At 45.9% G+C, this 24893-nt stretch carries 15 protein-coding genes and 4 pseudogenes; 13 read left to right on the plus strand and 6 right to left on the minus strand.

All coding sequences use genetic code 11. The annotated features are described in order from the left end of the window. The first annotated feature begins 244 nt into the window (after window positions 1–244). The 7 genes from MKY62_RS21295 (at window position 245) to ahpF (ending at window position 10760) form a co-directional block, all read left to right on the plus strand. The gene (locus MKY62_RS21295) at window positions 245–976 is read left to right on the plus strand and encodes a GntR family transcriptional regulator (protein WP_003177902.1); all 732 of its coding nucleotides are present in this window, start codon (window positions 245–247) and stop codon (window positions 974–976) included. Beyond that, window positions 969–2510 (plus strand): gluconokinase, encoded by a 1542-nt coding sequence (gntK, locus tag MKY62_RS21300; protein ID WP_009329998.1) that lies wholly within the window; start codon window positions 969–971, stop codon window positions 2508–2510. Before MKY62_RS21295 ends, gntK begins: the two co-directional genes overlap by 8 nt. A 22-nt stretch (window positions 2511–2532) precedes the next feature. After that, window positions 2533–3879 (plus strand): GntP family permease, encoded by a 1347-nt coding sequence (locus MKY62_RS21305; protein ID WP_003177906.1) that lies wholly within the window; start codon window positions 2533–2535, stop codon window positions 3877–3879. 29 nt (window positions 3880–3908) lie between these two features. Then, window positions 3909–5312 carry a decarboxylating NADP(+)-dependent phosphogluconate dehydrogenase gene (gnd, locus tag MKY62_RS21310; protein WP_003177908.1) on the plus strand — a complete coding sequence of 468 codons (1404 nt, stop codon included), beginning with the start codon at window positions 3909–3911 and terminating at the stop codon, window positions 5310–5312. A 273-nt stretch (window positions 5313–5585) separates the two neighbouring features. Next, window positions 5586–8189 (plus strand): bifunctional acetaldehyde-CoA/alcohol dehydrogenase, encoded by a 2604-nt coding sequence (adhE, locus tag MKY62_RS21315; protein ID WP_011198466.1) that lies wholly within the window; start codon window positions 5586–5588, stop codon window positions 8187–8189. Between the two features lie 464 nt (window positions 8190–8653). Next, window positions 8654–9217: an alkyl hydroperoxide reductase subunit C gene (gene ahpC, locus MKY62_RS21320; RefSeq protein ID WP_003177913.1), complete on the plus strand. Its 564-nt coding sequence runs from the start codon at window positions 8654–8656 to the stop codon at window positions 9215–9217. Window positions 9218–9230: 13 nt separating this feature from the next. Then, complete coding sequence (gene ahpF / locus MKY62_RS21325) at window positions 9231–10760, plus strand: alkyl hydroperoxide reductase subunit F (RefSeq protein ID WP_011198467.1); 1530 nt, start codon at window positions 9231–9233, stop codon at window positions 10758–10760. Between the two features lie 569 nt (window positions 10761–11329). On the opposite strand, the gene MKY62_RS21330 is transcribed toward ahpF, so the two are convergent. Next, a complete protein-coding gene (locus MKY62_RS21330; protein ID WP_011198468.1) occupies window positions 11330–11959 on the minus strand; it encodes a hypothetical protein in 630 nt (209 codons plus the stop codon). Window positions 11960–12026: 67 nt separating this feature from the next. Then, on the minus strand, window positions 12027–13043 hold the full coding sequence (locus tag MKY62_RS21335) for a hypothetical protein (RefSeq protein WP_009330005.1): 1017 nt from the start codon (window positions 13041–13043) through the stop codon (window positions 12027–12029). A 184-nt stretch (window positions 13044–13227) separates the two neighbouring features. Here MKY62_RS21335 and MKY62_RS21340 point away from each other — a divergent pair. The 6 genes and pseudogenes from MKY62_RS21340 to MKY62_RS21365 all read left to right on the plus strand — a co-directional run bounded on the left by MKY62_RS21340 (window position 13228) and on the right by MKY62_RS21365 (window position 18837). Then, window positions 13228–14870, plus strand: a pseudogene (locus tag MKY62_RS21340) (DUF2075 domain-containing protein). Then, window positions 14867–15176 (plus strand): annotated as a pseudogene (locus tag MKY62_RS21345) (nucleotide pyrophosphohydrolase). The pseudogenes MKY62_RS21340 and MKY62_RS21345 overlap by 4 nt, the downstream one beginning before the upstream one ends. 281 nt (window positions 15177–15457) lie before the next feature. Next, window positions 15458–16354 (plus strand): ABC transporter ATP-binding protein, encoded by an 897-nt coding sequence (locus MKY62_RS21350; RefSeq protein ID WP_009330007.1) that lies wholly within the window; start codon window positions 15458–15460, stop codon window positions 16352–16354. Between the two features lies 1 nt (window position 16355). Continuing rightward, window positions 16356–17088, plus strand: a pseudogene (locus tag MKY62_RS21355) (ABC transporter permease). A 6-nt stretch (window positions 17089–17094) separates the two neighbouring features. Beyond that, window positions 17095–18238: pseudogene (locus tag MKY62_RS21360) on the plus strand (sensor histidine kinase). Further along, the gene (locus MKY62_RS21365) at window positions 18235–18837 is read left to right on the plus strand and encodes a response regulator transcription factor (RefSeq protein WP_011198470.1); all 603 of its coding nucleotides are present in this window, start codon (window positions 18235–18237) and stop codon (window positions 18835–18837) included. The pseudogene MKY62_RS21360 and the gene MKY62_RS21365 overlap by 4 nt, the downstream one beginning before the upstream one ends. 645 nt (window positions 18838–19482) lie before the next feature. On the opposite strand, the gene MKY62_RS21370 is transcribed toward MKY62_RS21365, so the two are convergent. From MKY62_RS21370 to MKY62_RS21385, 4 genes are all read right to left on the minus strand, one after another. Next, complete coding sequence (locus tag MKY62_RS21370; RefSeq protein ID WP_016886320.1) at window positions 19483–21456, minus strand: hypothetical protein; 1974 nt, start codon at window positions 21454–21456, stop codon at window positions 19483–19485. Window positions 21457–21802: 346 nt separating this feature from the next. Further along, window positions 21803–22159 (minus strand): hypothetical protein, encoded by a 357-nt coding sequence (locus MKY62_RS21375; RefSeq protein ID WP_009330012.1) that lies wholly within the window; start codon window positions 22157–22159, stop codon window positions 21803–21805. Beyond that, complete coding sequence (locus MKY62_RS21380; RefSeq protein WP_003177927.1) at window positions 22156–22851, minus strand: ATP-binding cassette domain-containing protein; 696 nt, start codon at window positions 22849–22851, stop codon at window positions 22156–22158. Before MKY62_RS21380 ends, MKY62_RS21375 begins: the two co-directional genes overlap by 4 nt. 962 nt (window positions 22852–23813) lie before the next feature. After that, complete coding sequence (locus MKY62_RS21385) at window positions 23814–24194, minus strand: lactococcin 972 family bacteriocin (protein ID WP_003177941.1); 381 nt, start codon at window positions 24192–24194, stop codon at window positions 23814–23816. Window positions 24195–24893: the final 699 nt, after the last annotated feature.

Raw genomic sequence — 24893 nt, forward strand, 5'->3', positions numbered from 1 at the left:
AAACAAGATAGGTGTTTCCGAAGGCTTTGTACAACATTGCCACAGAAATGGTCAAAACATAAAGGGCACCTGCTCCCTTTACTTTTTTGCTTCAGGGGGGCTTTCAAAGCGCTTCTGCAAAACAAATGGTTTCTAAATGGAAAAATTTTTCGAAAAATTTAAAATGAAAGTGTTTGCATAATCAAAATAATCGCGTTATCATACTTGTATACAAGTATACTCGTATAACTAGGAAGGTGAGTGTATGAGCGAATCTAAAGGCCTTTTATATCCGGAGAAGTGGCTTTCTAGAGCTTCAACTGGTGTTCGCGTCGCATGCGAGCTGAGAATGCGCATTATTTCCGGTTTGATTGAAAGCGGTACCATTTTATCTGAAAATAAATTGGCTGCGGAATTCTCGGTGAGCCGGTCTCCCATCCGCGAGGCTTTAAAAATACTGGCATCGGAAAAAATCATCCGTTTGGAACGGATGGGGGCCGTTGTCATCGGTTTAACCGAAAAAGAAATAGGAGAAATTTATGATGTGCGCCTGGTGATGGAAACATTCGTATTCGAACGGCTTGGACAGGCCAATGTCGACGAACTGGTAACAGACCTCAGCAAAATATTGGAGATGATGAAAGTCTCCATCAAATACAAAGATGCCGACGAGTTCTCATTTCAAGACGTCTTATTTCACGAAACGATTGTCCGCTCCATCAATCATTCTTACATTTTGATGATATGGAACAATCTCAAACCTGTGATGGAAAGCTTTATTCTTTTATCCATGCGGGCCCGCTTAAAAGAAAAATACGAAGACTTTGAACGAATTCTCGATAACCATGAACTTTATATTCAAGCGATCAAAACGAAAGACAGGGATCTGATGCTTAAATCCCTACATCAAAATTTCGATGACGTACAAGGTAAAGTTGAAGATCTATGGCTGTCGCAACAAATGCTGGCGAAAGGAGCCGAACAACAAAATGACTAGTTATATGTTAGGCATAGATATCGGTACGACAAGCACGAAAGCGGTTTTATTCAGTGAAAAAGGGGACGTGATCCAAAAGGAAAGCATCGGCTACCCGCTTCACACGCCGGACATCTCGACCGCTGAACAAAACCCGGATGAGATCTTTCAGGCCGTCATCCAGTCAACGGCGAAAATCATGCAGCAGCATCCCGACAAACAGCCGTCATTCATTTCATTCAGCAGTGCGATGCACAGCGTGATTGCGATGGACGAAAACGACAAGCCGCTCACCTCCTGCATCACTTGGGCAGATAACAGAAGCGAAGGCTGGGCTCATAAAATCAAAGAAGAAATGAACGGGCACAATATCTACAAACGGACGGGAACGCCGATTCACCCGATGACGCCGCTAAGCAAAATCACGTGGATTGTGAACGAACATCCTGAAACCGCTGCCAAAGCGAAAAAATATATCGGAATCAAAGAATATATTTTCAAAAAACTATTTGATCAATATGTCGTTGATCACTCATTAGCTTCGGCGATGGGAATGATGAATCTCAAAACCTTGGCCTGGGACGAAGAAGCACTTGCGATTGCCGGCATCACGCCCGACCACTTATCAAAGCTCGTTCCGACAACAGCAATTTTCCATAATTGCAATCCGGAACTGGCGGCGATGATGGGAATCGATCCGCAAACGCCGTTTGTCATCGGCGCAAGCGACGGCGTGCTGTCCAACCTCGGCGTCAACGCGATTAAAAAAGGCGAAATCGCCGTCACCATCGGGACAAGCGGCGCGATTCGCACGATTATCGATGAGCCGCAAACCGATGAAAAAGGCAGAATCTTTTGCTATGCCTTAACTGAAAACCATTGGGTCATCGGCGGGCCAGTCAACAACGGCGGGATCGTCCTTCGCTGGATCAGAGATGAATTTGCTTCATCAGAAATCGAAACCGCAAAACGCCTCGGCATTGATCCATATGATGTCTTGACCAAAATTGCCGAACGCGTCAGACCGGGTGCCGACGGACTGCTGTTCCATCCATACCTCGCTGGCGAACGGGCGCCGCTCTGGAATCCGGATGTGCGCGGTTCATTCTTCGGCCTCACCATGTCCCATAAAAAAGAACACATGATCCGCGCGGCATTGGAAGGGGTTATTTACAATCTGTACACCGTCTTCCTGGCGTTGACAGAATGCATGGACGGTCCAGTTGCCCGAATTCAGGCGACCGGAGGCTTCGCAAGGTCTGATGTGTGGAGGCAAATGATGGCCGATATTTTCGAATCGGAAGTCGTCGTGCCGGAAAGCTATGAAAGCTCTTGTCTCGGAGCCTGCATTTTGGGACTGTACGCGACGGGAAAAATCGATTCGTTCGATGTCGTCTCCGACATGGTCGGAAGCACGCACAGACACGCGCCGAAAGAAGAATCGGCCAAAGAATACAGAAAATTAATGCCGATCTTTATCAACTTATCTCGAGCACTGGAAAACGAGTATACACAAATTGCAAATTATCAAAGAAGCTTAACCAGCAAAAAATAGGGGAAGAATTGGAGGCGTTATCATGCCATTATTAATCGTAGCAATCGGGATTGTCGCATTATTGCTTTTGATTATGGGGTTAAAACTGAATACGTTTGTTTCCTTGATTATCGTATCGTTCGGTGTTGCATTGGCACTTGGAATGCCGTTTGACGACATCGTCAAAACGATTGAACAAGGCCTTGGCGGAACGCTCGGCCATATCGCATTGATCTTCGGGCTCGGCGCCATGCTGGGCAAGCTGATCGCGGATTCAGGGGGCGCTCAGCGCATTGCGATGACCCTCGTCAACAAATTCGGGGAGAAAAACATCCAATGGGCGGTCGTCATCGCCTCCTTTATCATCGGGGTTGCTTTATTCTTCGAAGTCGGATTGGTTTTATTGATTCCAATTGTATTCGCAATTTCAAGAGAATTGAAGATTTCTATTTTATACCTCGGAATTCCGATGACGGCGGCCTTATCCGTCACACACGGCTTCCTGCCTCCGCATCCGGGACCGACGGCTATCGCGGGAGAACTCGGCGCCAATATCGGGGAAGTGCTGCTCTACGGTATCATTGTTGCAATTCCAACCGTTCTTTTGGCCGGACCTTTATTTACGAAACTGGCGAAAAAAATCGTACCGCAATCATTTGAGAAAATGGGCAGCATCGCTTCACTCGGTGAACAGAAAACGTTCAAGCTTGAAGAGACGCCAGCCTTTGGCATCAGCGTCTTCACAGCTATGCTTCCAGTCATTATCATGTCGATTTCGACTATTATTACTCTCATTCAAGAAACAATGGGACTTGCAGACAACAGCTTCCTGGCAGCGATTCGTTTAATCGGGAATGCCTCGACTTCGATGGTCATCTCCCTGTTGTTCGCGATTTATACGATGGGTATCGCCAGAAAGATCCCGATCAAACAAGTGATGGATTCCTGTTCAACCGCCATTACTCAAATCGGAATGATGCTCTTGATCATCGGGGGCGGCGGCGCATTCAAACAAGTCTTGATCAACGGCGGAGTAGGCGACTATGTAGCTGAATTATTCAAAGGAACGGCCATGTCGCCGATCTTGCTCGCCTGGGTCATCGCCGCGATTCTGCGAATCTCTTTAGGTTCCGCGACAGTTGCTGCATTAAGCACGACCGGACTCGTTCTTCCGATGCTCGGACAAAGCGATGTCAATCTTGCACTGGTTGTGCTTGCAACAGGGGCAGGAAGTGTAATCGCTTCCCATGTCAACGACGCGGGCTTCTGGATGTTCAAAGAGTATTTCGGCCTGAGCATGAAAGAAACATTCGCCACCTGGACACTGCTTGAAACAATTATCGCGGTGGCCGGATTAGGATTTACTTTATTGTTAAGTCTATTTGTATAAAAAAGTTTTAGTGAAGGAGCAGGTACTACATGTGCAATACAATCGGTGTCATAGGTTTGGGGGTCATGGGGAGCAATATCGCCCTGAACATGGCAAGCAAAGGCGAACAAGTCGCCGTCTATAACTACACAAGGGATTTAACCGATCAACTCGTCCAAAAAACGGGAGGCCAAACAGTCAAGCCATACTATGAGCTTGAAGATTTCGTACAGTCTTTAGAAAAGCCGCGAAAAATCTTTCTTATGGTCACAGCAGGCAAACCGGTCGATTCTGTCATCGACTCGCTCGTCCCTCTGCTTGAAGAAGGGGACGTCATCATGGACGGCGGCAACTCCCACTATGAAGATACAGAACGACGATATGACAGTTTGAAAGTGAAAGGAATCGGCTACTTGGGAATCGGCATTTCCGGCGGCGAAATCGGCGCTTTAAAAGGCCCATCCATTATGCCAGGCGGAGACCGGGACGTCTACGAAAAAGCCGCTCCGATTCTCACAAAAATCGCCGCCCAAGTGGATGGAGATCCATGCTGTGTCTACATCGGTCCGAAAGGCGCGGGTCATTTTGTCAAAATGGTGCACAACGGCATCGAATACGCAGACATGCAGCTCATCGCCGAAGCATATACGTTTTTAAGAGAAAAGCTTCTTTTGCCGATAGATGAAATCGCTGACATTTTCGACACGTGGAATCAAGGAGAGCTGAACAGCTATTTAATCGAAATCACGGCGGAGATCCTGCGGAAAAAGGATGAGAAGACGGGCGCTCCACTCATCGACGTCATCCTCGACAAAACCGGCCAAAAAGGCACGGGCAAATGGACGAGCCTGCAGGCCGTCGACAACGGCATTCCATCATCGATTATCACGGAATCCCTGTTTGCCCGTTACCTGTCATCATTAAAAGACGAACGGACAGCTGCGGAAAAAGTATTGGCCGGACCTGCAACAGAAGAACGGCGCCTGGATCAAAACGTGTGGATCGACCGCGTCAGACAGGCATTATATATGGGCAAAATCTGCGCCTATGCACAAGGCTTCGCTCAATACAAAATGACATCTGACCTGAACGGATGGAACCTGCCGTTAAAGGACATCGCCCTCATCTTCCGCGGCGGCTGCATCATCCGCGCACAATTTTTAAATCTCATCAGCGAGGCGTTCGACAAACAGCCGGACCTGTCCAACCTGCTGGTCGCACCTGACTTCGCTGAAAAACTAAAAGAATACCAGTCCGGCTTGCGGAAGGTCGTCTGCGAAGGCATCAGCTCAGGCATCTCATTCCCGTGCCTAAGCACTGCCCTTTCCTATTACGACGGCTACCGCACAGGCCGCTCAAACGCAAACCTCCTGCAGGCCCAGCGCGATTATTTCGGCGCTCACACGTATGAGCGGACGGATATGGAAGGCGTGTTTCATACGGACTGGTATTAAAAACTGCACCCCGGATCTCGGGGTGCATTCTTATTTCACTCAAATGGATTTTCATACTTTGTTCAACATTTCACAAACTTATATTTCAAATTCGTGCTATGATAAATTCAACAACAGAAAAGGAGGATTGATGCCAAAATAAACCAGATATCCGCTTCAGGGATAAAAATTTTTAACCTAACTTGTGAAATGTTTCACAAACTTTACCGACTTCATTCATCCCTGGACATCCTGTTGTAATCAAATTCCTATTCATTCACTGGAGGGTTTACAATGGCAATCGAAGAAAAGAACATGAAACAAAAGCAAAATGCCTCAAACATGATTGATCAGCTAGTCGAAAAAGGCCTAAAGGCATTGGAAGAATTCCGCAGCTTTGATCAGGAGCAGATTGATGAGATCGTCAAACAGATGGCGCTTGCCGGCCTTGATCAGCACATGCCTCTCGCCAAACTTGCCGTCGAAGAAACGAAGCGCGGCGTTTATGAAGATAAAATCATTAAAAACATGTTTGCCACAGAGTATGTCTACCATCATATCAAATACGATAAAACAGTGGGCATCATCAATGAAAACGAACACGACGGAGTCATTGAAATCGCGGAGCCTGTCGGTGTCATCGCCGGCGTGACGCCGGTGACCAACCCTACTTCCACCACCATGTTCAAGTCCCTGATATCAATTAAAACAAGAAATCCAATCGTGTTTGCTTTCCATCCATCCGCCCAAAAATGCAGCCGCGAAGCGGCGAGAATCCTTCGGGACGCAGCCGTCAAAGCAGGAGCACCCGACAACTGCATCCAATGGATCGAGACGCCTTCTCTGGATGCAACGCAAGCCCTAATGACCCACCCGAACGTTTCCCTGATCCTCGCAACAGGAGGCGCAGGCATGGTGAAATCCGCTTACAGCTCCGGAAAACCGGCCCTTGGCGTCGGACCTGGAAACGTTCCGTGCTACATCGAGAAGTCTGCCAACCTGAAGCAAGCCGTCAATGATCTGATCTTATCCAAAACATTTGACAACGGCATGATTTGCGCATCAGAGCAGGCCGTCATCATAGACAAAGGCATCTACTCAGACGTCAAAGCCGAAATGACAAGAAACAACTGCTATTTCTTAAATAAAACCGAAAAATCAAAGGTCGAAAAATTGGTCATCAATGAAAATACTTGCGCGGTAAACGCTGATATCGTCGGCATGCCGGCATTCAAAATTGCTGAAATGGCCGGTATCAAAGTGCCGCAAGATACAAAAATCCTCATCGCCGAATTAGAAGGTGTAGGTCCGGATGACCCGCTGTCCAGAGAAAAACTGAGCCCTGTTTTAGCGTGCTACAAAGTCAGCGGGCTTGAAGAAGGATTAAAACGCGCCGAAGAGATGCTGGCGTTCGGGGGAACCGGCCACTCGGCGGTGATTCATACGAACGATCAAGAAGCCGTTAAAGAATTCGGCTTAAGGATGAAGGCCGGCCGGATCATTGTCAATGCACCGTCGTCACAAGGAGCGATCGGCGACATTTACAACGCCTATATGCCTTCTTTAACGCTCGGCTGCGGCACATATGGCGGGAACTCCGTCTCGTCAAACGTAGGGGCCGTTCATTTAATCAACACGAAAAAAGTGGCGAAAAGGAATGTCAATATGCAGTGGTTTAAAGTGCCTCCAAAAATCTATTTTGAAAAACACGCAACCCAATATTTAGCGAAAATGCCTGACATCTCAAAAGCGTTTATTGTGACTGATCCGGGAATGGTGAAACTCGGATATGTAGACCGCGCCCTTCACTACTTAAGAAGGCGCCCGGATTACGTTCATTGCGAAATTTTTTCTGATGTCGAGCCTGATCCTTCAATCGAAACGGTGATGAACGGCGTCGACATGATGGCCAAATTCCAGCCGGATGTCATCATCGCCCTCGGCGGAGGTTCGGCAATGGATGCCGCAAAAGGAATGTGGATGTTCTACGAGCACCCTGATGCTGAATTCTTTGGCTTAAAGCAAAAATTTCTGGACATCCGCAAGCGCATCGTCAAATACCCGAAACTGGGAGGAAAAGCAAAATTCGTCGCAATCCCGACGACATCAGGCACAGGTTCTGAAGTCACTTCATTCTCTGTCATTACAGACAAAGAAACGAATACAAAGTACCCGCTGGCCGATTATGAATTAACACCGGATGTCGCGATCATTGACCCGCAATTTGTCATGACCGTGCCGAAACATATCACGGCCGACACAGGAATGGACGTATTGACACACGCAATTGAATCATACGTATCGTGCATGGCCAACGACTATACTGACGGCTTGGCCATGAAGGCCATCCAGCTGATCTTCGAATATCTGCCAAGAGCATACAAAAACGGCAGCGACGAGCTGGCCCGCGAAAAAGTGCATAATGCATCAACGATTGCCGGAATGGCATTTTCCAATGCCTTCCTCGGCATCAACCACAGCTTAGCCCATAAGCTTGGCGCCGAGTTTCAGATCGCTCATGGACGGGCAAACGCCATCCTTCTGCCGCACGTGATCCGCTATAATGCAGCGAAGCCGAAAAAGTTCACGGCATTTCCTAAATACAGCCACTTCATAGCCGACCAGCGCTACGCGGAGATTGCCAGAACGCTCGGCCTGCCTGCAAAAACAACTGCAGAAGGTGTTGAAAGCCTCATCCAGGAGATCATCTCGCTTGCCAAAGAGCTTAAAATTCCGATGAGCATTAAACAAAACGGCGTGGATGCCGCCGCATTCGAAAGCAAAGTAGATCTCATGGCCGAGCGCGCCTTTGAAGATCAGTGCACGACAGCCAATCCTAAGCTGCCGCTCGTTTCAGAGCTGGCTGAGATTTACCGTTCCGCGTATAAAGGAGTTTAGCCAAAAAAGCCGTCATTCCGACGGCTTTAGTTTGTTGACAAAATCCCAAAACGACTTTTAGTTTTGGGATTTTGTCATCCTTTCAGCGTGATTGAAAACCCTTGCAGTCTAGGAAGGCCGAGCATCGGAGCGCAGCGAATGTTGGAATTCGTGAGCACCGACGCGCAGGCCTGACAACGAATGCGAGGATTTGTCGACACGCTGAAGCCGTCATTCCGACGGCTTTTCTTTATTTTCAATTAGGCCTCTTTATTCTCACTTCTCTATCATTTGTGCCAATCATACTATATGAAAATGAAACTCCAACTCTTTTCTTTAGCTGAAATACTTAACAAAAAAATAAAGGTCTTTCCCCTTGACAAAAAATATTTATTATTTGATAATTTGTATATAATTATAATAATTATAGAGAAATAAAGTTTACAATTTTATTTCTCTTAAACTACATTCAGGAGGACGATATTATGTCTCTAATCGGAAAAGAAGTACAACCATTCGCAGCAAAAGCTTACAAAAACGGTGAGTTTATCGATGTTACACACGAAGATCTGAAAGGCCAATGGAGCATTTTCTGCTTCTATCCAGCGGATTTCTCATTTGTTTGCCCGACTGAGCTTGAAGACCTTCAAAACCACTACGAAGCTCTAAAAGAACTAGGTGTCGAAGTATACTCTGTTTCTACAGATACTCACTTCGTACATAAAGGATGGCATGACAGCTCTGAGAAAATCGGCAAAATCACTTACGCGATGATCGGCGACCCATCTCAAACGATCTCCCGCAATTTTGAAGTGCTGAACGAAGAAGAAGGTCTTGCTGACCGCGGAACATTCATCATCGATCCGGACGGCGTCATCCAAGCTGTTGAAATCAACGCAGGCGGTATCGGCCGTGATGCGAGCATCCTGATCAACAAAGTAAAAGCGGCTCAATACGTACGCCAAAACCCAGGCGAAGTTTGCCCGGCTAAATGGGAAGAAGGTTCTGAAACACTGACACCAAGCCTTGACCTAGTAGGCAAAATCTAAGGAGTGCATTCAATTGGTACTTGAAGCAAATATCAAAGCACAATTAAACCAATACATGCAGATGATTGAAAATGACATCGTCCTTAAAGTCAGTGCAGGCGATGACAGTGTCTCTAAGGATATGCTGGCTCTTGTAGAAGAGCTGGCTTCCATGTCATCAAAAATCACTGTTGAAAAGGCGCAGCTCGACAGAACGCCAAGCTTCAGCGTCAATCGTGCCGAAGAAGATACAGGCGTGACATTCGCCGGGGTTCCGCTCGGTCACGAATTCACATCTTTGGTGCTGGCACTCTTGCAAGTAAGCGGCAGACCGCCGAAAGTCGATCAAAAAATCATCGATCAAATCAAGAACATCAGCGGCGAGTACCGCTTCGAATCTTATATCAGCCTCACATGCCACAACTGCCCGGATGTTGTGCAGGCATTGAACATGATGAGCGTGCTCAACCCGAACATCTCTCACACAATGATCGACGGTGCGGCATACAAGTCAGAAGTCGAAAGCAAAAACATTATGGCTGTGCCGACCGTATACTTGAACGGCGAATCCTTTGGAAGCGGCCGAATGACGCTTGAAGAAATTCTTGCGAAGATGGGCAGCGGCACAGATGCGTCTGAGCTTTCTGATAAAGAACCGTTCGATGTACTCGTTGTCGGAGGCGGGCCTGCCGGCGCCAGCGCAGCAATCTATGCGGCGCGCAAAGGCATCCGTACGGGAATCGTTGCCGAACGCTTCGGCGGCCAAGTCCTTGACACGATGAGCATCGAGAACTTCATCAGCGTGAAGCGCACCGAAGGGCCTAAGCTTGCGGCAAGCCTTGAAGAACACGTGAAGGATTATGATATCGACGTCATGAACCTGCAACGAGCAAAAGGCCTCGAGAAAAAAGACCTTTTCCATCTAGAACTCGAAAACGGCGCTGTTCTGAAGAGCAAAACCGTCATTCTTTCAACTGGCGCACGCTGGCGCAATATCGGCGTACCCGGCGAACAAGAGTTCAAAAACAAAGGTGTCGCATACTGCCCTCACTGTGACGGACCATTGTTTGAAGGCAAAGACGTCGCCGTCATCGGCGGCGGCAACTCCGGCATCGAAGCGGCGATTGACCTTGCAGGCATCGTCAACCATGTGACTGTTCTTGAGTTTGCGCCGGAGCTGAAAGCAGACAAAGTTCTGCAAAAACGTCTCTACAGCCTCCCCAACGTGACTGTCGTGAAAAACGCCCAAACAAAAGAAATCACGGGCGATGAAAACGTAAACGGCATTACTTACGTAGACCGTGAAACAGGAGAAGAAAAACACGTCGAGCTCCAAGGCGTCTTCGTCCAAATCGGTCTTGTGCCGAACACGGAATGGCTGCCTGAAACCGTCGAACGCAACCGCATCGGCGAAATCGCAGTCGACAAACGCGGCGAAACAACCATCCCTGGATTGTTCGCTGCCGGCGACTGCACAGACAGCCCGTACAACCAAATCATCATTTCCATGGGATCCGGAGCAAACGCTGCTTTAGGCGCGTTTGACTACCTGATTCGGAATTAATCTATAAAAAACGCTATGCTGAAGTTTTCAGCATAGCGTTTTTCTGTATTCCCGCAACCACGGCTCATTCGATTTTGGCAATGGAAGCATCCCTCAAGCAGCGCACCTCGGCACGGAGGCGCCCTCTTTGTAGTCATAACCCCTTATAATAGAATTCATTTTCTCATCTTCTTTAATTTGGTACTATAAATATAGTAGTTTTAATATTAGTCATCATGAATAGAGGTTACTTGAAATGAGAAAAGAACAGTCTTTTATGAACTCAACTGCTTTCTTTATCATCATTTGTATGTTAGGCGGGATACTTTTTCTTTTAACGAAGTGACATGAACTTTAGATCTATATTACTGAGAAGTATACGTATAAGAAGACATTAGTCCACGATGTCATATCAACTTATATCAGCCATCTCAGCTTATCAGGTTTTTCCTTCATGCAGTTGAACGTGGAAGAAGCGAAGTACTTTGAATTGGAGACTTAATCGCCCAAGCATTACATTCGAGCATTCTTTCAATTGATGAACAGCCTCAGTTTTGATAAGCGAAAGGCCGGCGTCAATACAACCGGCCTTATTTCTGCGGCACCTCTTTTAATGAACCAACCCATACAGTTCCTGCGCTCACTTTATACCACTCATCTTTTCCGTCATTATCTTTTGAATAGGACATTTCTTTTATGCGCAGCACATCGCCGCTGCTTCTCAATCCTAGTTCGAGGTCCTCCTCCAGATCAGATAGCCGGTAATACACGGTATGAATATGAGGTTCCCATTCAAATGCATTCAGCTCATGTTCTAAAGGTTCGTATATTTTCAAAGAGAACGCTTCTTTTTCTTCTTGCTTGTCGAAAGAACCACTGTAAAAATCAATCGCTTCTTTATAAGCAGCCACAATTTGTGAACGGATAAAATCAGGCTCATACAACCAAATTTTCAAGTAGAAATCTTCATTTTCAGCTTTCAATTGCTTATGCCATTCATGATAGACATCGATCATCGCCTCCAAAAGCAAGCGTTTATACCATAATGGAGGAGTCACTGTTTGAAGCCCGTAAAAAGGGGATATCCATAATTTAACGTAATCTCTATGATGATCTCTTAAATATTCCATATTCAATTGAATATTGTCTGATTTCCACCATTCTATTCTTCGTTTCAGTCTTTTCCAGCCTCTTATTTTTTTCTTTGCCGAAAAATACATATTGACCTCCCTTCGCGTAACAAAAACGGCGCAAGAGACCGCCCCCTTGCACCTAACAACACGTCATTTACTTATAATAATTATAATCATTAAATGTCGCGATCATATCGTTTTGCGTCCCGCTTTTTCCGCGATTCGTATTAAAGTAAAGCGTCCCGTCATCAAAATCGACAGCCTCTATTTCAAAAAGCGTGTATGCACTGCTGGTAATTCTGAAAGATAAATCGCTGCGAGTAAACAATTCCTTCGAAAAGTCCTGAATCGGGTTTGTTTTTTGCTCTTTAATCATTTCATTGATATTTAAAGGGTACGTCAATATAATGCTCACATTTGAAGCATTGCCATTGCTGTCCGGTTTTGTAAGCGGCACATACAATGTCCCCTGGTAAAAGGAAATTCCTTGCTGAATGAAATGCGAAACATCCATTGTCTGATGATTCACAACAGCTTTCGAATAGTTTAATTTAAACGTTGCTTCATAGTCGAATTTTCCGGTTGTATCATTGAATGTCCCAATAAAGAACCTTTTTCCCGATCTTACGATAAATTTATCCGTCCCAACCGAGTATGTGATACCGCCAATCGACAAATTCGAACCTTGATAATTCAGCACATATGTTTTAGCCACTTTATAAGTATTTTTCGTTGTATCGACGCTGAGCTTCACGATTTTATTGGCATACTTAGTGCCGTCAGACATCGGCGCCACATAAACGCTGACGCTTTTATCGCCCGCAGATGCTTTGACAGCCAAGTCATTGGCGTGCCCTAAATCATAGCTCGTAGTATTGGTATCCGAATTTTTAAGAAGTGCAACGGTTCTATTGCTTGCCGTACCGCTCATTTTCACAGAGAATAACTGCGTCGTGTGATTCGTGTTATTCAATTTTGCAGCGTAGATCACATTGTTATTGCGGTCGACGCACATCCCCTGCATCGCCGTGAAATACCCCGACTTAGACATGGAAACATAATCGGTATACGTATTAAAGTAGCCTGATTGCGCATATGCAGCCGTCCCCGCAAAGCTGCTGAGAGCTAAGATAACCGCTGCTATGAAAACTTTTGGTTTTTTAAACACCATGCCATCCCCCCTTAAATGATTTCCATATTATATCCTTGAAGGAATATTGCGTCAATATAAGATTGATGTCCCCCTCCTTTCTATGCAATATGCCCTCAGAAAGCTTCCTGTTTGTTAAAATTTAGATTAATTTATCATAAATATGGTACTATTATTTTAAAAAAGAGATTCAGAGGCTGAAACAATGAATGAACTTGTGTTTGAAAAGAGAGAATTTACTCAAGACCATGTGAATGTTGTAAAAGCAATGCATATAAATAACTATCCGATTGTTTATATCCTTTATAACGAGAAAAAGAAACCGACTGCATATATTGGACAAACGGTTCAAGCTGCACGGCGTTTGAAAAATCATATAGATGATGAAAAGCGAAAGAGTTTGAATCGCTTTATTTTAATCGGCCATGAGAAATTTCATCAGTCTGCGACATACAATATTGAATAAATTTAATTAACTATTTTATCGCCGATAACCGCTACCAGCTGCAAAACGTAAGCCAGACCAGGTCTAGGGAAATGCACAATTACTATCAGAAACCCTTTTATAATGAAAATATCTTTCAAGTCATTTGGGAGAAGCTGAGAAAAGAGAAAATTGTGAACGATTCTCTTTAAAACCTTAGGAATAAAGACATTTATAAGTTATCTCCTTATAAAGAGCTCTCGCCTCAGCAGCTTGATATTAAAAATAAGATCCTTGATTTCTGTAAAGAACGTATACAAAAAGAAGGAAATCATGTCATTGTTATTGAAGGAGATGCCGGCACAGGTAAAAGTGTCCTGTTAAGCTCTCTGTTTAATACGATTCAAGATTTGGCTAAGAGTGAAGACTCTTTTTTGAAAGAAACAGATAATTACTTGCTGGTAAATCACAGCGAAATGCTGAAGACTTATAAGAGCATCGCCAACAGCTTACCGAATTTAAAGAAAAAGAGTTTCATGAAGCCGACACCATTTATTAATGAGAAGACCAAGACGGGAGCAACAGCGGATATCGTATTAGTAGATGAAGCTCACCTGCTTCTGACAAAGGAAGATTCCTATAACCATTTCCGCTACCAAAACCAGCTGTATGAAATCATTAAGCGAAGTAAAATCACTGTGGTGATCTTTGACCCAAAACAAGTCTTAAAGATTAAAAGTTATTGGAACGAAAGATTGCTCGAGGAAATCATTAATCAGTATGATGCGAAAACCGTAAAACTGACAGACCAAATGAGAATGAACGCCAATCCAGAAACAATCAAGTGGATTGACAGCTTTGTTGAAAAGAAAGTTCTTCCCTTTCCGACTGAAGACTCCTCCTTCGAGCTTAAAATATTTGAAGATGCTGCTGCGTTTAAAACAGCTATTGAACGCAAAAACAGTGAAGACGGTCTCTCCCGGATTGTCTCGACCTTTGATTATTTACATAAAAAAGATAAAAAGACTTACATCGTTGATGAAGAAGGGATTAACATGCCCTGGAACAGCACCCAAGATAAAGTGACATGGGCGGAAAATCCGAATTCTATTAAAGAAGTCGGCTCCATTTATACCGTTCAAGGGTTTGATTTAAATTACGTCGGCGTCGTTCTCGGCCCTTCCGTAAGCTATGATGAAGAAAAAGACGAACTGGTAATTGATACTTCCAAATACAAAGATACAGGGGCATTCGTGTTACGTACAGATTTGTCTCCAGAACAGAATGAACAAATTAAAGAACAAATCATCCTAAATTCAATAAATGTCCTGATGAAGCGGGGCATACAAGGCCTCTATATTTATGCGACAGATCCTAAATTAAAAAAGAGACTACTCGAGTTAGAAAGGGGAAAATGGTCATGAACGATATCCAAAGCCTGATCAACGCAATCAACGAATTCAGAGATGAACGAAACTGGAGGCAATACCATACCCAAAAGACCTCGCCATCTCAATTTCCATCGAAGCAGCAGAGCTGCTCGAAGACTTCCAATGGATCAGCAGTGAAGAAGCACTCAAAGCAAATAAAGAAACATCCGTGAAGAAATCGCAGATATTTTGATCTACTCTTTCATGCTGTGCAACGATCTTGGATTGGACGTGAAAGAGATTGTGGAAGAGAAGATTGTGAAGAATGGGAGGAAGTATCCGGTTCATCATAATAGTTAAGAATCTCCTTTTAAGAAGAGAGAGCTTCTTTCACAATTGAAGACCGCTCTCTCTATCTCCATGATGCGTTGGTTATTATGGCATCCTGCTTTGTTATCTTACCGTAACCCCTCCACTTCATATGCTTTAACACCCTTTGATTCTTTCTGCACCGTTCGCTGGCTCCCTGTTATTTTTGAAAAAATGACATTTGTCATCCGATTTTCATGACATCACTTACTAAAATCCGCCTCCCTCAACTTATACAATGAAATGAGTAAATCAGGAGGTGGCCTGTAGCCATGAGCAATGTTGTAAGCTTGACGAATGTGACAAAGACATTCCGCCAAAAAACGGCGGTTGATCAGATAGATTTTTCAATTAAAAAAGGAGAAATTGTAGCCATTCTAGGGCCAAACGGAGCCGGGAAAACAACAACGATTTCAATGATATTGGGGCTGTTAAAACCGACGGCTGGCAACATCACATTATTCGATTCCATGCCGCATGAAAAACGGGTGCGTGAAAAAATCGGCACGATGCTCCAGGAAGTCAGCGTCATGCCTGGTTTGCGTGCAGGTGAAATCATCGAACTCATCCGGAGCTACTATCCAAAGCCTCTATCCTTTCAAAAGCTTAGAACGTTGACAGGTTTGACAGACAAGGATTTAAAAACACAGGCAGAAAAGTTGTCCGGCGGGCAAAAGCGGCGTCTAGGCTTTGCCTTGGCACTTGCCGGCGATCCAGAACTGATGATCTTTGACGAACCCACGGTCGGCATGGATATCACTTCAAGAAACCGCTTTTGGCAAACGGTTCAATCGCTCGCAGAGCAAGGAAAAACGATCATTTTTTCTACACACTACTTACAGGAAGCAGATGATGCCGCGCAACGAATCTTGCTGTTTAAAGACGGCAAGATAGTAGCTGATGGAACGCCGCTCCAAATAAAATCAAGAATATCGAAGCATTCGGTTTCATTTATAGTTGATCCGGAACAGTCACTCGAGAAGCTGTATCAGCACCCAGAAACCGAACAGATTTTTCGTAAAAACAACCGGGTTTACATCGACACGGCCAATACGGACAAAATACTGGAACTCATTTTCTCAGAAAAGATCGGCGCTTATGATATTCAAATTGAGCGCGGAAATCTCGAAGAGGCATTTCGCCAGCTGACAAGCAAAGGAGACGAGTAAAATGAATGTATTTCAGATGCAGTGCAGAATGGAAATCAAAAGAATGCTTCGAAACCGCTATTTTGTCTTTTGGTCATTGGCCATGCCGATTGCTTTTTATTATATTTTTACAAATGTCGTCAATACGAATGCTCCAGACCCTGCGGCATGGAATGCGCATTATTTAATGTCGATGACAACATTCAGCGTCATGGGCTCTTCGATCACTCGGCATCCGCATGGTTCAAGAACGCACCCAAGGCTGGTCGACGTTCATACGCGTAACGCCTCTTCCCGACCACATTTATTTTATCGCTCAAATGTCGGGGCAAAGCGTCATTCATATTCTTTCGATCACAGTAATCTTCTTAGCCGGCGCCTTGATCAACGGCGTTTCTTTATCCCCATTGGAATGGTTCCTGTGCGGATTGTGGGCCCTGCTTGGCTCGCTCCCGTTTCTGGCGATCGGGACATTGATCGGGATGATGAAAAAAGTGGATACAGCAGCCGGAATCAGCAATGTGCTGTATATGGGGCTCGCCGTATGCGGAGGGATGTGGATGCCGCTTGAAATTATGCCAAAAATGATGCAGAATATCGGCCATTGGCTGCCGTCCTATCATTATGGCAGCGGCGCCTGGGAAATCGCTCGAGGTCAAATGCCAAACTGGAAAAATATTCTCTTCCTATTAGCCTATTCAATCGTTATTATGCTACTATCTAAATATATAAGAAGAAAACAAGAAGCGGTGTGAACAAGAATGAAAAAAAACTTCAGCATGTTTCCGAAACGGTACGGCTTTTTTCCTTATATCTTTTTAATCTATTTACTGCTGCCCATTTCTTATTTGACAAATCAGACCTCGGGAATCAAACAGCTGATCGGTTTTGGACTCGTGCTGCTTTTCTTGGTGACGTACCGCCAGCTTTTTTTTTATTCCGCCGCAAAAAAAATTATTTACTTATTGGCTGGCCATCCAGCTTTCAATCATTTTAATCTACACTGTATTTTATGATATCAACTTAGTATTTTTAGGCTTTTTTTCAGCGAACTTTATCGGCTATTACCGGGAAAAAAAGACGTTCCGGTGCGGCCTTGCCAGCCTGGTTGTTGTATTGGTCGCCCCTTTTATCTATCATCTGCTGAAAGATCCATCCCTGCTTAATCGGCTCTTTTATTTTCTGCCCTTTCTTGTGATTATGCTCATTTCACCATACGGCATCCGCTCCATGAACCGCCGCATGGAACTGGAACAAAAGCTTGATGAAGCAAATCAGCATATTAAGGAACTGGTCAAGCGCGAGGAGCGTGTACGAATTGCCCGCGATCTGCACGATACACTTGGCCATACTCTTTCACTGCTCACATTAAAAAGCCAGCTTGTCCAGCGCATCATCGCCAGCGCCCCCGAACGGGCGCGAAAAGAAGCAAGAGAAATGGAAACCACATCAAGAGCAGCCTTAAAACAAGTCCGGGAACTCGTGTCTGATATGAAAACGGCAACTATTGCAGAAGAGCTCATCCACATCCAGCAAATCCTGCGGGCTGCAGACATCACATTCGAATACATGGGAGGTTCCGATTTTTCAAATATCCCTCCTGTCACACAAAACATTGTCAGCATGTGTATACGCGAAGCCGCCACAAATATCGTCAAACACAGCCGCGCCACCCATTGCACCATTTCCATCTCTCAAACAGATGATAAAATAAGCATTACCATCAAAGACGACGGAATGGGGATGGATCAGCAAAAAACACCATTTGGTAACGGCTTGCGCGGAATGAAGGAAAGACTTGCATTAATCGACGGCGCTCTCGACGTTTCAACCCATGACGGCACAGTTTTAAGCATCGCCGTTCCAAATGTAAAGAAAGCTGAAGGAAAGGAAGCAATCCAATGATTCGTTTATTTATTGCCGAAGACCAAAGAATGCTGTTAAGCGCGCTGGGATCCTTGCTTGATCTTGAAGAAGACATGGAAGTGATCGGCCAGGCGACAAACGGCGAAGAAGCGCTCACCGCCATTCTGAAGCTAGAACCGGACGTCTGCCTCATGGATATCGAAATGCCGGTCAAAAGCGGACTGGAAGTGGCCGAAGAGCTCGCAAAGCAAGGCGCAAAAACGAAAATCATCATCCTAACGACGTTTGCGCGTCCCGGCTACTTCGAACGCGCCGTCAAAAGCAATGTCCACGGCTACCTGCTCAAGGACGGGGAAATCGACGATCTCGCAGACGCCATCCGAAAATGCACGGAAGGCAAAAGAACCTTTAGTCCGGAACTTACCTTCAACGCTGTCCGCGAAACAAACCCGCTCACCGAACGCGAACAGGACATCTTGCGACTGGCATATATCGGAAAGACGACAAAAGAAATTTCTGAGGAGCTTTTCTTGTCGTCAGGGACCGTCCGGAATTATATTTCTGAGATTATGCAGAAGCTGGATGCGAAAAACCGGATGGAAGCGGCAAGGATTGCGGAGGGGAAAGGATGGATTTGAGTGGGGTCTTGAGATAAGCAGCCATCATGGTACAATGGTATTTTAGGAGCTTTGACATTGGCCTTATAGCTTATCAACTAACTCCTTTTAACATTCACACTCCTGTTTTAAGAGGTATTTCCTTAGTCGATTAATTCACCAGAATATTCTTTTGGTTGTTCAATGTCGCTCTTTTCTCTGTATCACTCAGTGATATACCTTGTTTGATTGGAGTCCAATACTCATATGCATACTCGGTATCCCATTCAATCCATTTAGAAACTACCTTACTAAAATCTCGTACCTGTGTTGACATATCAACGGCTTATCTTATACATACTCTTAATATGATTAAGCTCTGTCTTCTCCTCTCCTTTTCGAAATCAATACAACCATTTTCTTCAACTATTTTTATTAGTCCTTCTTGAAACGATTGACAATATTCAGCTTCTTCATTTATAAGCTTTTGATTAAAAATACTATTCAGAAATTTCTCTTTCCTATCTGTAATAATCACCGTATAACTAATCGAAAATTATTTCGCTCGGACCAACCAGGGTGCCGTCATGATCCCGGGCGAAAGACGAACGGTCCGTGACGTCAAGCACGGACCGACCGCCAATTGTACTGAAACGCCCTGGGCTTCATCCGACATCTTACCTCCGGTCAAATTCGCCGTTTGCTGGCTCTATCAACACACCAACGTACAGCAAACAGATGACTCAGCGGCACAACAAGCAACCCATACACCGCGGCCACTAGTACAGCCCCTATCTCATCAGGCCTTTGGAGCAAAACAACAACGCCCACAAGGCCGACCCCAACAAGCATTTCTTTGGCTACACGGCTCCGGAGAATCCGTACCCATGACTGGCCTGCCACCCGCAGCGGAAAGTCACGCTTCGCCTGCAGCAGCGCGGTTATCAATGCACTAATCGCAGCAGCGACAGTGAAAGCAATAACTAATGCAATCAGCGCAAGATTCAACAACCATACAACGTACGCTGCGAACTGCGCGCGGAGAATCCCCTCTTCGGCAACATAGACAACTTTCAGTTCACCGTTGATATCTCGATCACGCAGTGCCTTCACGTCAAGGCCGTGTTTCCCTAACAATTCCTGCGTAGCAGTTACACCAGTGAATACGATGTTGCTACCTGAGACCATGGAAGTCAAAGCAGAATCGTTATAAGTATCGTAGAGCGAGGGCACGACAACAACTAGGACATCGTCCGCAAAGTGAAGTCTTTCCCCTCCTCCTCCTTGGGCTACCGGCAACCGGAATCCGTCGATCGGCCGCAAGAACTTGAACTTACCGAACTGCTCATCGGAAAGCTCTTTCCTCGACAAAAGCTCGGCCTCTTCTCGAATCATTTTGACAAGCCCTTTTGGAATGCTATGATAAGGCACCTTTGTAACAGCAGGCTGTGGTGCATCCATGGTCACCATATCAAGCCAACGCTGGTTCACGTAAGAGATGGCCGAGTACTCTCCAAAATCGGCTGGCATTGGCATTTCTTGAGTATATGTGTAGGAAAAAGCTACCTTATCAAGCGATTCCGCATCCTTTACCAGTTTACCAATCAGCGGCTCCATGTGGTTCATCTCGTCAACGTCTGTCGCAAACACAATCGCAACTTGATCTGCGAGTTTCTTCCACTGAGCCATTTCAGCAGCTATAGCTGAGGAATGTTTGTATGCGGACCAAGCAGGTCCAGCCGCAGCTACCACCAGGAGGAACGTTAACGCCTGGATCACGATGGCAGCTGAACGCAAGCTTTTAACAGCAGGTTGTCTGGTGGCGATCATGGTAGCGCTAGGCCATGCGGAAGCTGACATGATCAGCGTAGCCAACAGGGATACGGTAATAACAGCGACCTGCAGACTGAACAGCGCATTGAGGAAGGTACCGACATATATCCAGCCATGAAACAAACCTACGTAGCAAGACGCAACCAGTGCTACAGCCACCGCCGAAACCAGCAGCGCCCCCCCGAACCCGGCCAGGTCCTGAACCTGAATCCGCGAGGTCGGGCACCCGCCCAGAACCCGAAGAGCACGCCCACGCGCTCTTAACGACAACCAGAACAACGCAAGCGCCGCAATCAGCGCAAATGCTGCAAGAACAGCGGCAGCAAATCCTCTTTCTCGCACAACGAATTCAAGGCTTTTAAAAATGGACGCATCCCCGCGACCGACCTTCACGCCTTCACTTTTCAGCGTGTCCTCAAACTCGCTCAAGTGAGCCTTTTCACCGGTCACGAGATAGAACCCATCGGGGTAGGAGGTTTCAAGCCGGTCCTTACCGACAATCTTGCCTGCACCATCGCCGCCAAACCAAGTAAATTCGTCGGGCAGATCTCTATCGTTAAGTGCTACGTAGACCTGGCCATCGCCGTCGCTTGCAAGGTCTGGCGCAACCTTGACCAGCCCAAGATTCCAGCGTGCATCGAGCTTCTCCAGCTTCGCAAACGCTTCAGTAATAGAAAGCCCCGATTCGCTGAAATCAAGGTTTAACCTGCTCTCGGCACCAATCGCCTGAGGAAAGTCTCGATCATATAGGTCGGTGATAATCGCCGCCAGTAGCGCAAGCAGAGCAAACAACGCGCCCGCGACAGCCACTATAATACGTTTATACACAAGCTGGACCTCCAAGAACTATTTGAAAATTGCCATGCTAAGCCCCGGCGAACACAACCGGTATCGCCGGGGACTGGCGTAATTGCCTGGATTAACAGATAATGTTCCCCCTTCATTTCATTCCTCCTCATTTATTCAACTATTTTTGTCAATATTTCTGCTCCTCAACTCGTTTGTCTCTGCCTCCAATCAATCCTCCAAGGGCTCATATGTAAAGCCTAGCCAGCGCCTCTTGCTTGGCGTAGTTGGTCTGCATCAGGTTCATACTGCTTGACAAAAACGGGGAGCCAGTCTTGCCGTAAACAGCAGGAAACGATTACACCGAGTGAATTGTGTAGAAGTTGAGTTAGCGCTTCACCAGGTGCACTGGGACCCCAAACCCGTCACGGCGGCTGAGCAGGTCGGAGATTGCGTCATGCTCGGATCTTGAACCATAGCTAACCATGACCAGCCCTCGGTTCTCGTCATCAGGACACGGCTTTCCTACTTCGACCGTAATGTCATCACCCAAAGCTTTAATCTCCTCGACGAGGTCTTGATGTCTGGAAAGCGCTGCATTGGCCTCTGTTACGTTCGGCAGCTGATCGCACGGCGGATGAGTGTCTCTTGACACTGTGATCCATCCGTTTAGGAATGCAATTGTTCCAACTGCAAGCAATAATCCTATGACGACACCGATAATGATCTTCGTGGTTGATTTCATGAGTTACCTCCTAAGTTGCCGGGATCGTTGGTCGACAATGGTTTTGACGAACTGCTGGAACCGACCTTATGCCGAGCACCACACGCGTTGATCATCTCAGAGTCGTGCGTAGACACAATAACCGTGCGGCCACGCGCAGCGAAGTCCGCAAACAGATCGATAACCTTTCGCCGATTGGTTGAGTCAAGCGAGGCGGTCGGCTCATCGACAAACAAGAATGCAGCGTCCTTGTAGATGGCACGAGCCAGTGCGAGTCGCTGCTTCTCGCCCCCACTAAGGTGGCTAGCCAACTCGCCTTCTCGACCCTGGAGACCCGTCTGCTCGAGCACCTGCGCCAACCGCTCTTGGTTTCCCGTGACACGCCGCCCAAGGATGCTCGCCTGCATGGTGACATTGAATGCCACCGACTCCTCATCCATAATGCCGTAATCCTGAAGAATGAACGCCGCATGATCACGCCAAAACCGCCGCCGCGCCGCAGTACCGTAGCTTGTGACATCGTGTCCGTCTATCAAGATGCGTCCCTGATTAACCGGGAGCAATAGCCCGAGGCAGTGCAAAAGTGTAGTCTTTCCACATCCGCTTGGACCAACGAGGGCTGTCATGACCCCTGGCGGGCACTGAACGGTCTCACCATCAAGCACGGTCCGCCCACCAATTGCTACTGAAATGCCCTGTGCTTCAATCAACATCTGTACCTCCCATCAAATTCTACGCTATAAAAAGCGGCACTCATTTATTCCATTCCTCCTCATTTACTTAACTATTTTTACTCTTCAAGCCGATTAATCATCACCCACCTACCACATTAATAGGGGAACGTTTTTTTCTCTCTTGTAGACAGTGTCGTGACATACTATCTCTTCTTCGTCACAAACATTAATTCCTTTTACAACTAGCAAATTTCACTTGTTGTACCATAAGTAACCTATTGACTGCCGGGGCACAAAGAATTTGTTTCTTGTCAAATTTGCTGAATAACGGCCGGCATCAACACTAAACCTGGAAAAGTAGAGGATTGCACCGCATAAAATAACTTACTGCTAAGGCTACCAAGATAAAACTACAAAATTAAATAAACCTATTGCTTTCCAAAAAATGTTAGTTGCATTTTATGTTTTTTCCTGCAGATATGCACTATCTTTTGTGGAGATGCTTTGGCAGTACACCGAAAGCATCTCCTTTTTATATAGATACATTAATTTAAAAATTTTAAGAATAAATACTCGGGGCGCATAAAATGCCGCGCCCCTCAAAGCGGGGTATTACCCCTATTGAATTCTCAGAGTTTATGAAACTTTGCAATCACCGGAATAAAAAACTATCAATCGGTAAGTGCTTCTGGTAAATTGCTCCCGCATCGACACGGTAGTGGGCGAAAAGACAAGCTAACTCGACCGGTAATCCAAACCTAAAATCCGGTATGTCCTTACCAAAATAAAAACAATGAATATAGATTTAACTCTCTCGAAAATAACGGCCTGCTGAAATCTCGATTTCATAGATAGGGATGATTGCCGTCAGCAGGTGCAAGAAGTGTAAACAACAAAGCCCGCGTCATCCACTATAATACGCTTATGCAAAGCGGGATCTCCCAGAACTTTTCTGGGTCTTGCCATGCTAGCCCCGTTGACAGCAACCGTTTTCCCTTTGATTAGTTGGTGCGATAGTAGTAACGACCCTTAAGACCAGGTGAGTTTATGGCTCCGACATAGGCATTAGAGTAGCGGCCCGCAGCCGTATCAATACTTCTATTCGTTTTATCCACTTTTCCATCGATGAGCTTTTGCACTGTCGAGCCGTGGACCTTTGTCGGGTGGTTGTACTCTGAACGGAGCCCGGCGTTTACGAATCCATACCTCCATGTACCACCTTCCGATGGGTACTGGTAGTGATAACCCGGATTCACCCATGCAAATGAAGGCACCGTAGCGCCTCCCACCAAAGCGATGGACATTGTCAACACGGCGAGCGTCGCTTTAATTGTCCGAGTCAAAGGTTTCCTCTTTTTTTTCTCATACAAATGATTTTTCATTATTTCATTCCTCCTCTTTCATTCGACTAATAAATTTACTCTATAAGTTAGTTTGTCACCGCCCACATACCGTGTCGATGCGGGAAGAGTTTTTTCCCTCGTTGGCGGTGCCATGATCATGACTCCTCTTTGTCACCAGACATCAATTTTTTCCTCCATGACCAACCCTCGATCCGAGGTCATTTGGTCACGACTTGTCCACTTCGACGAAATACTGTCACCTAGCATTTTGATCACCTCCTCAATACCCTAATGGCTGGCAAGCACCACAGTGTCCTTTACTGCATTCGGTTAGTGACCGAATGGTGCATGTCAGAAACCTCCTAATCTGTTAAAAGACCTGCTTTTTCCAGTTTGGATTAGTCAGAAAATGAAAGAAGAAGAACAAAAGCAAGTCACCAAATTCAAATCTTATCTACCTGAACTGGATGTATTATGCTGACTCCTGAAGATCATTTGATCCGGTTAGCCAGTGAGAACGTGGACCGTGTGGCTCTATCATTCAGAAATACTCCGAATGTGGAGGAACTCGTACAATCCGCCTATGCTGTTTAATTTATGGTTATATATATCACGGGTGTTTCAGCTTCCGGAAAATTCAGACGGCTATCCTTAAATCTGTTCACTGGTTGTAAAAGGGGAGCGTCGTGGTTTTCGCACTATCAGCGATTTTCGGAAAAGCAATCTGGATGTGTTCCA

Source organism: Bacillus sp. FSL R7-0646 (genome assembly GCF_037969865.1).
In the GTDB taxonomy this organism is placed as follows: domain Bacteria; phylum Bacillota; class Bacilli; order Bacillales; family Bacillaceae; genus Bacillus; species Bacillus licheniformis.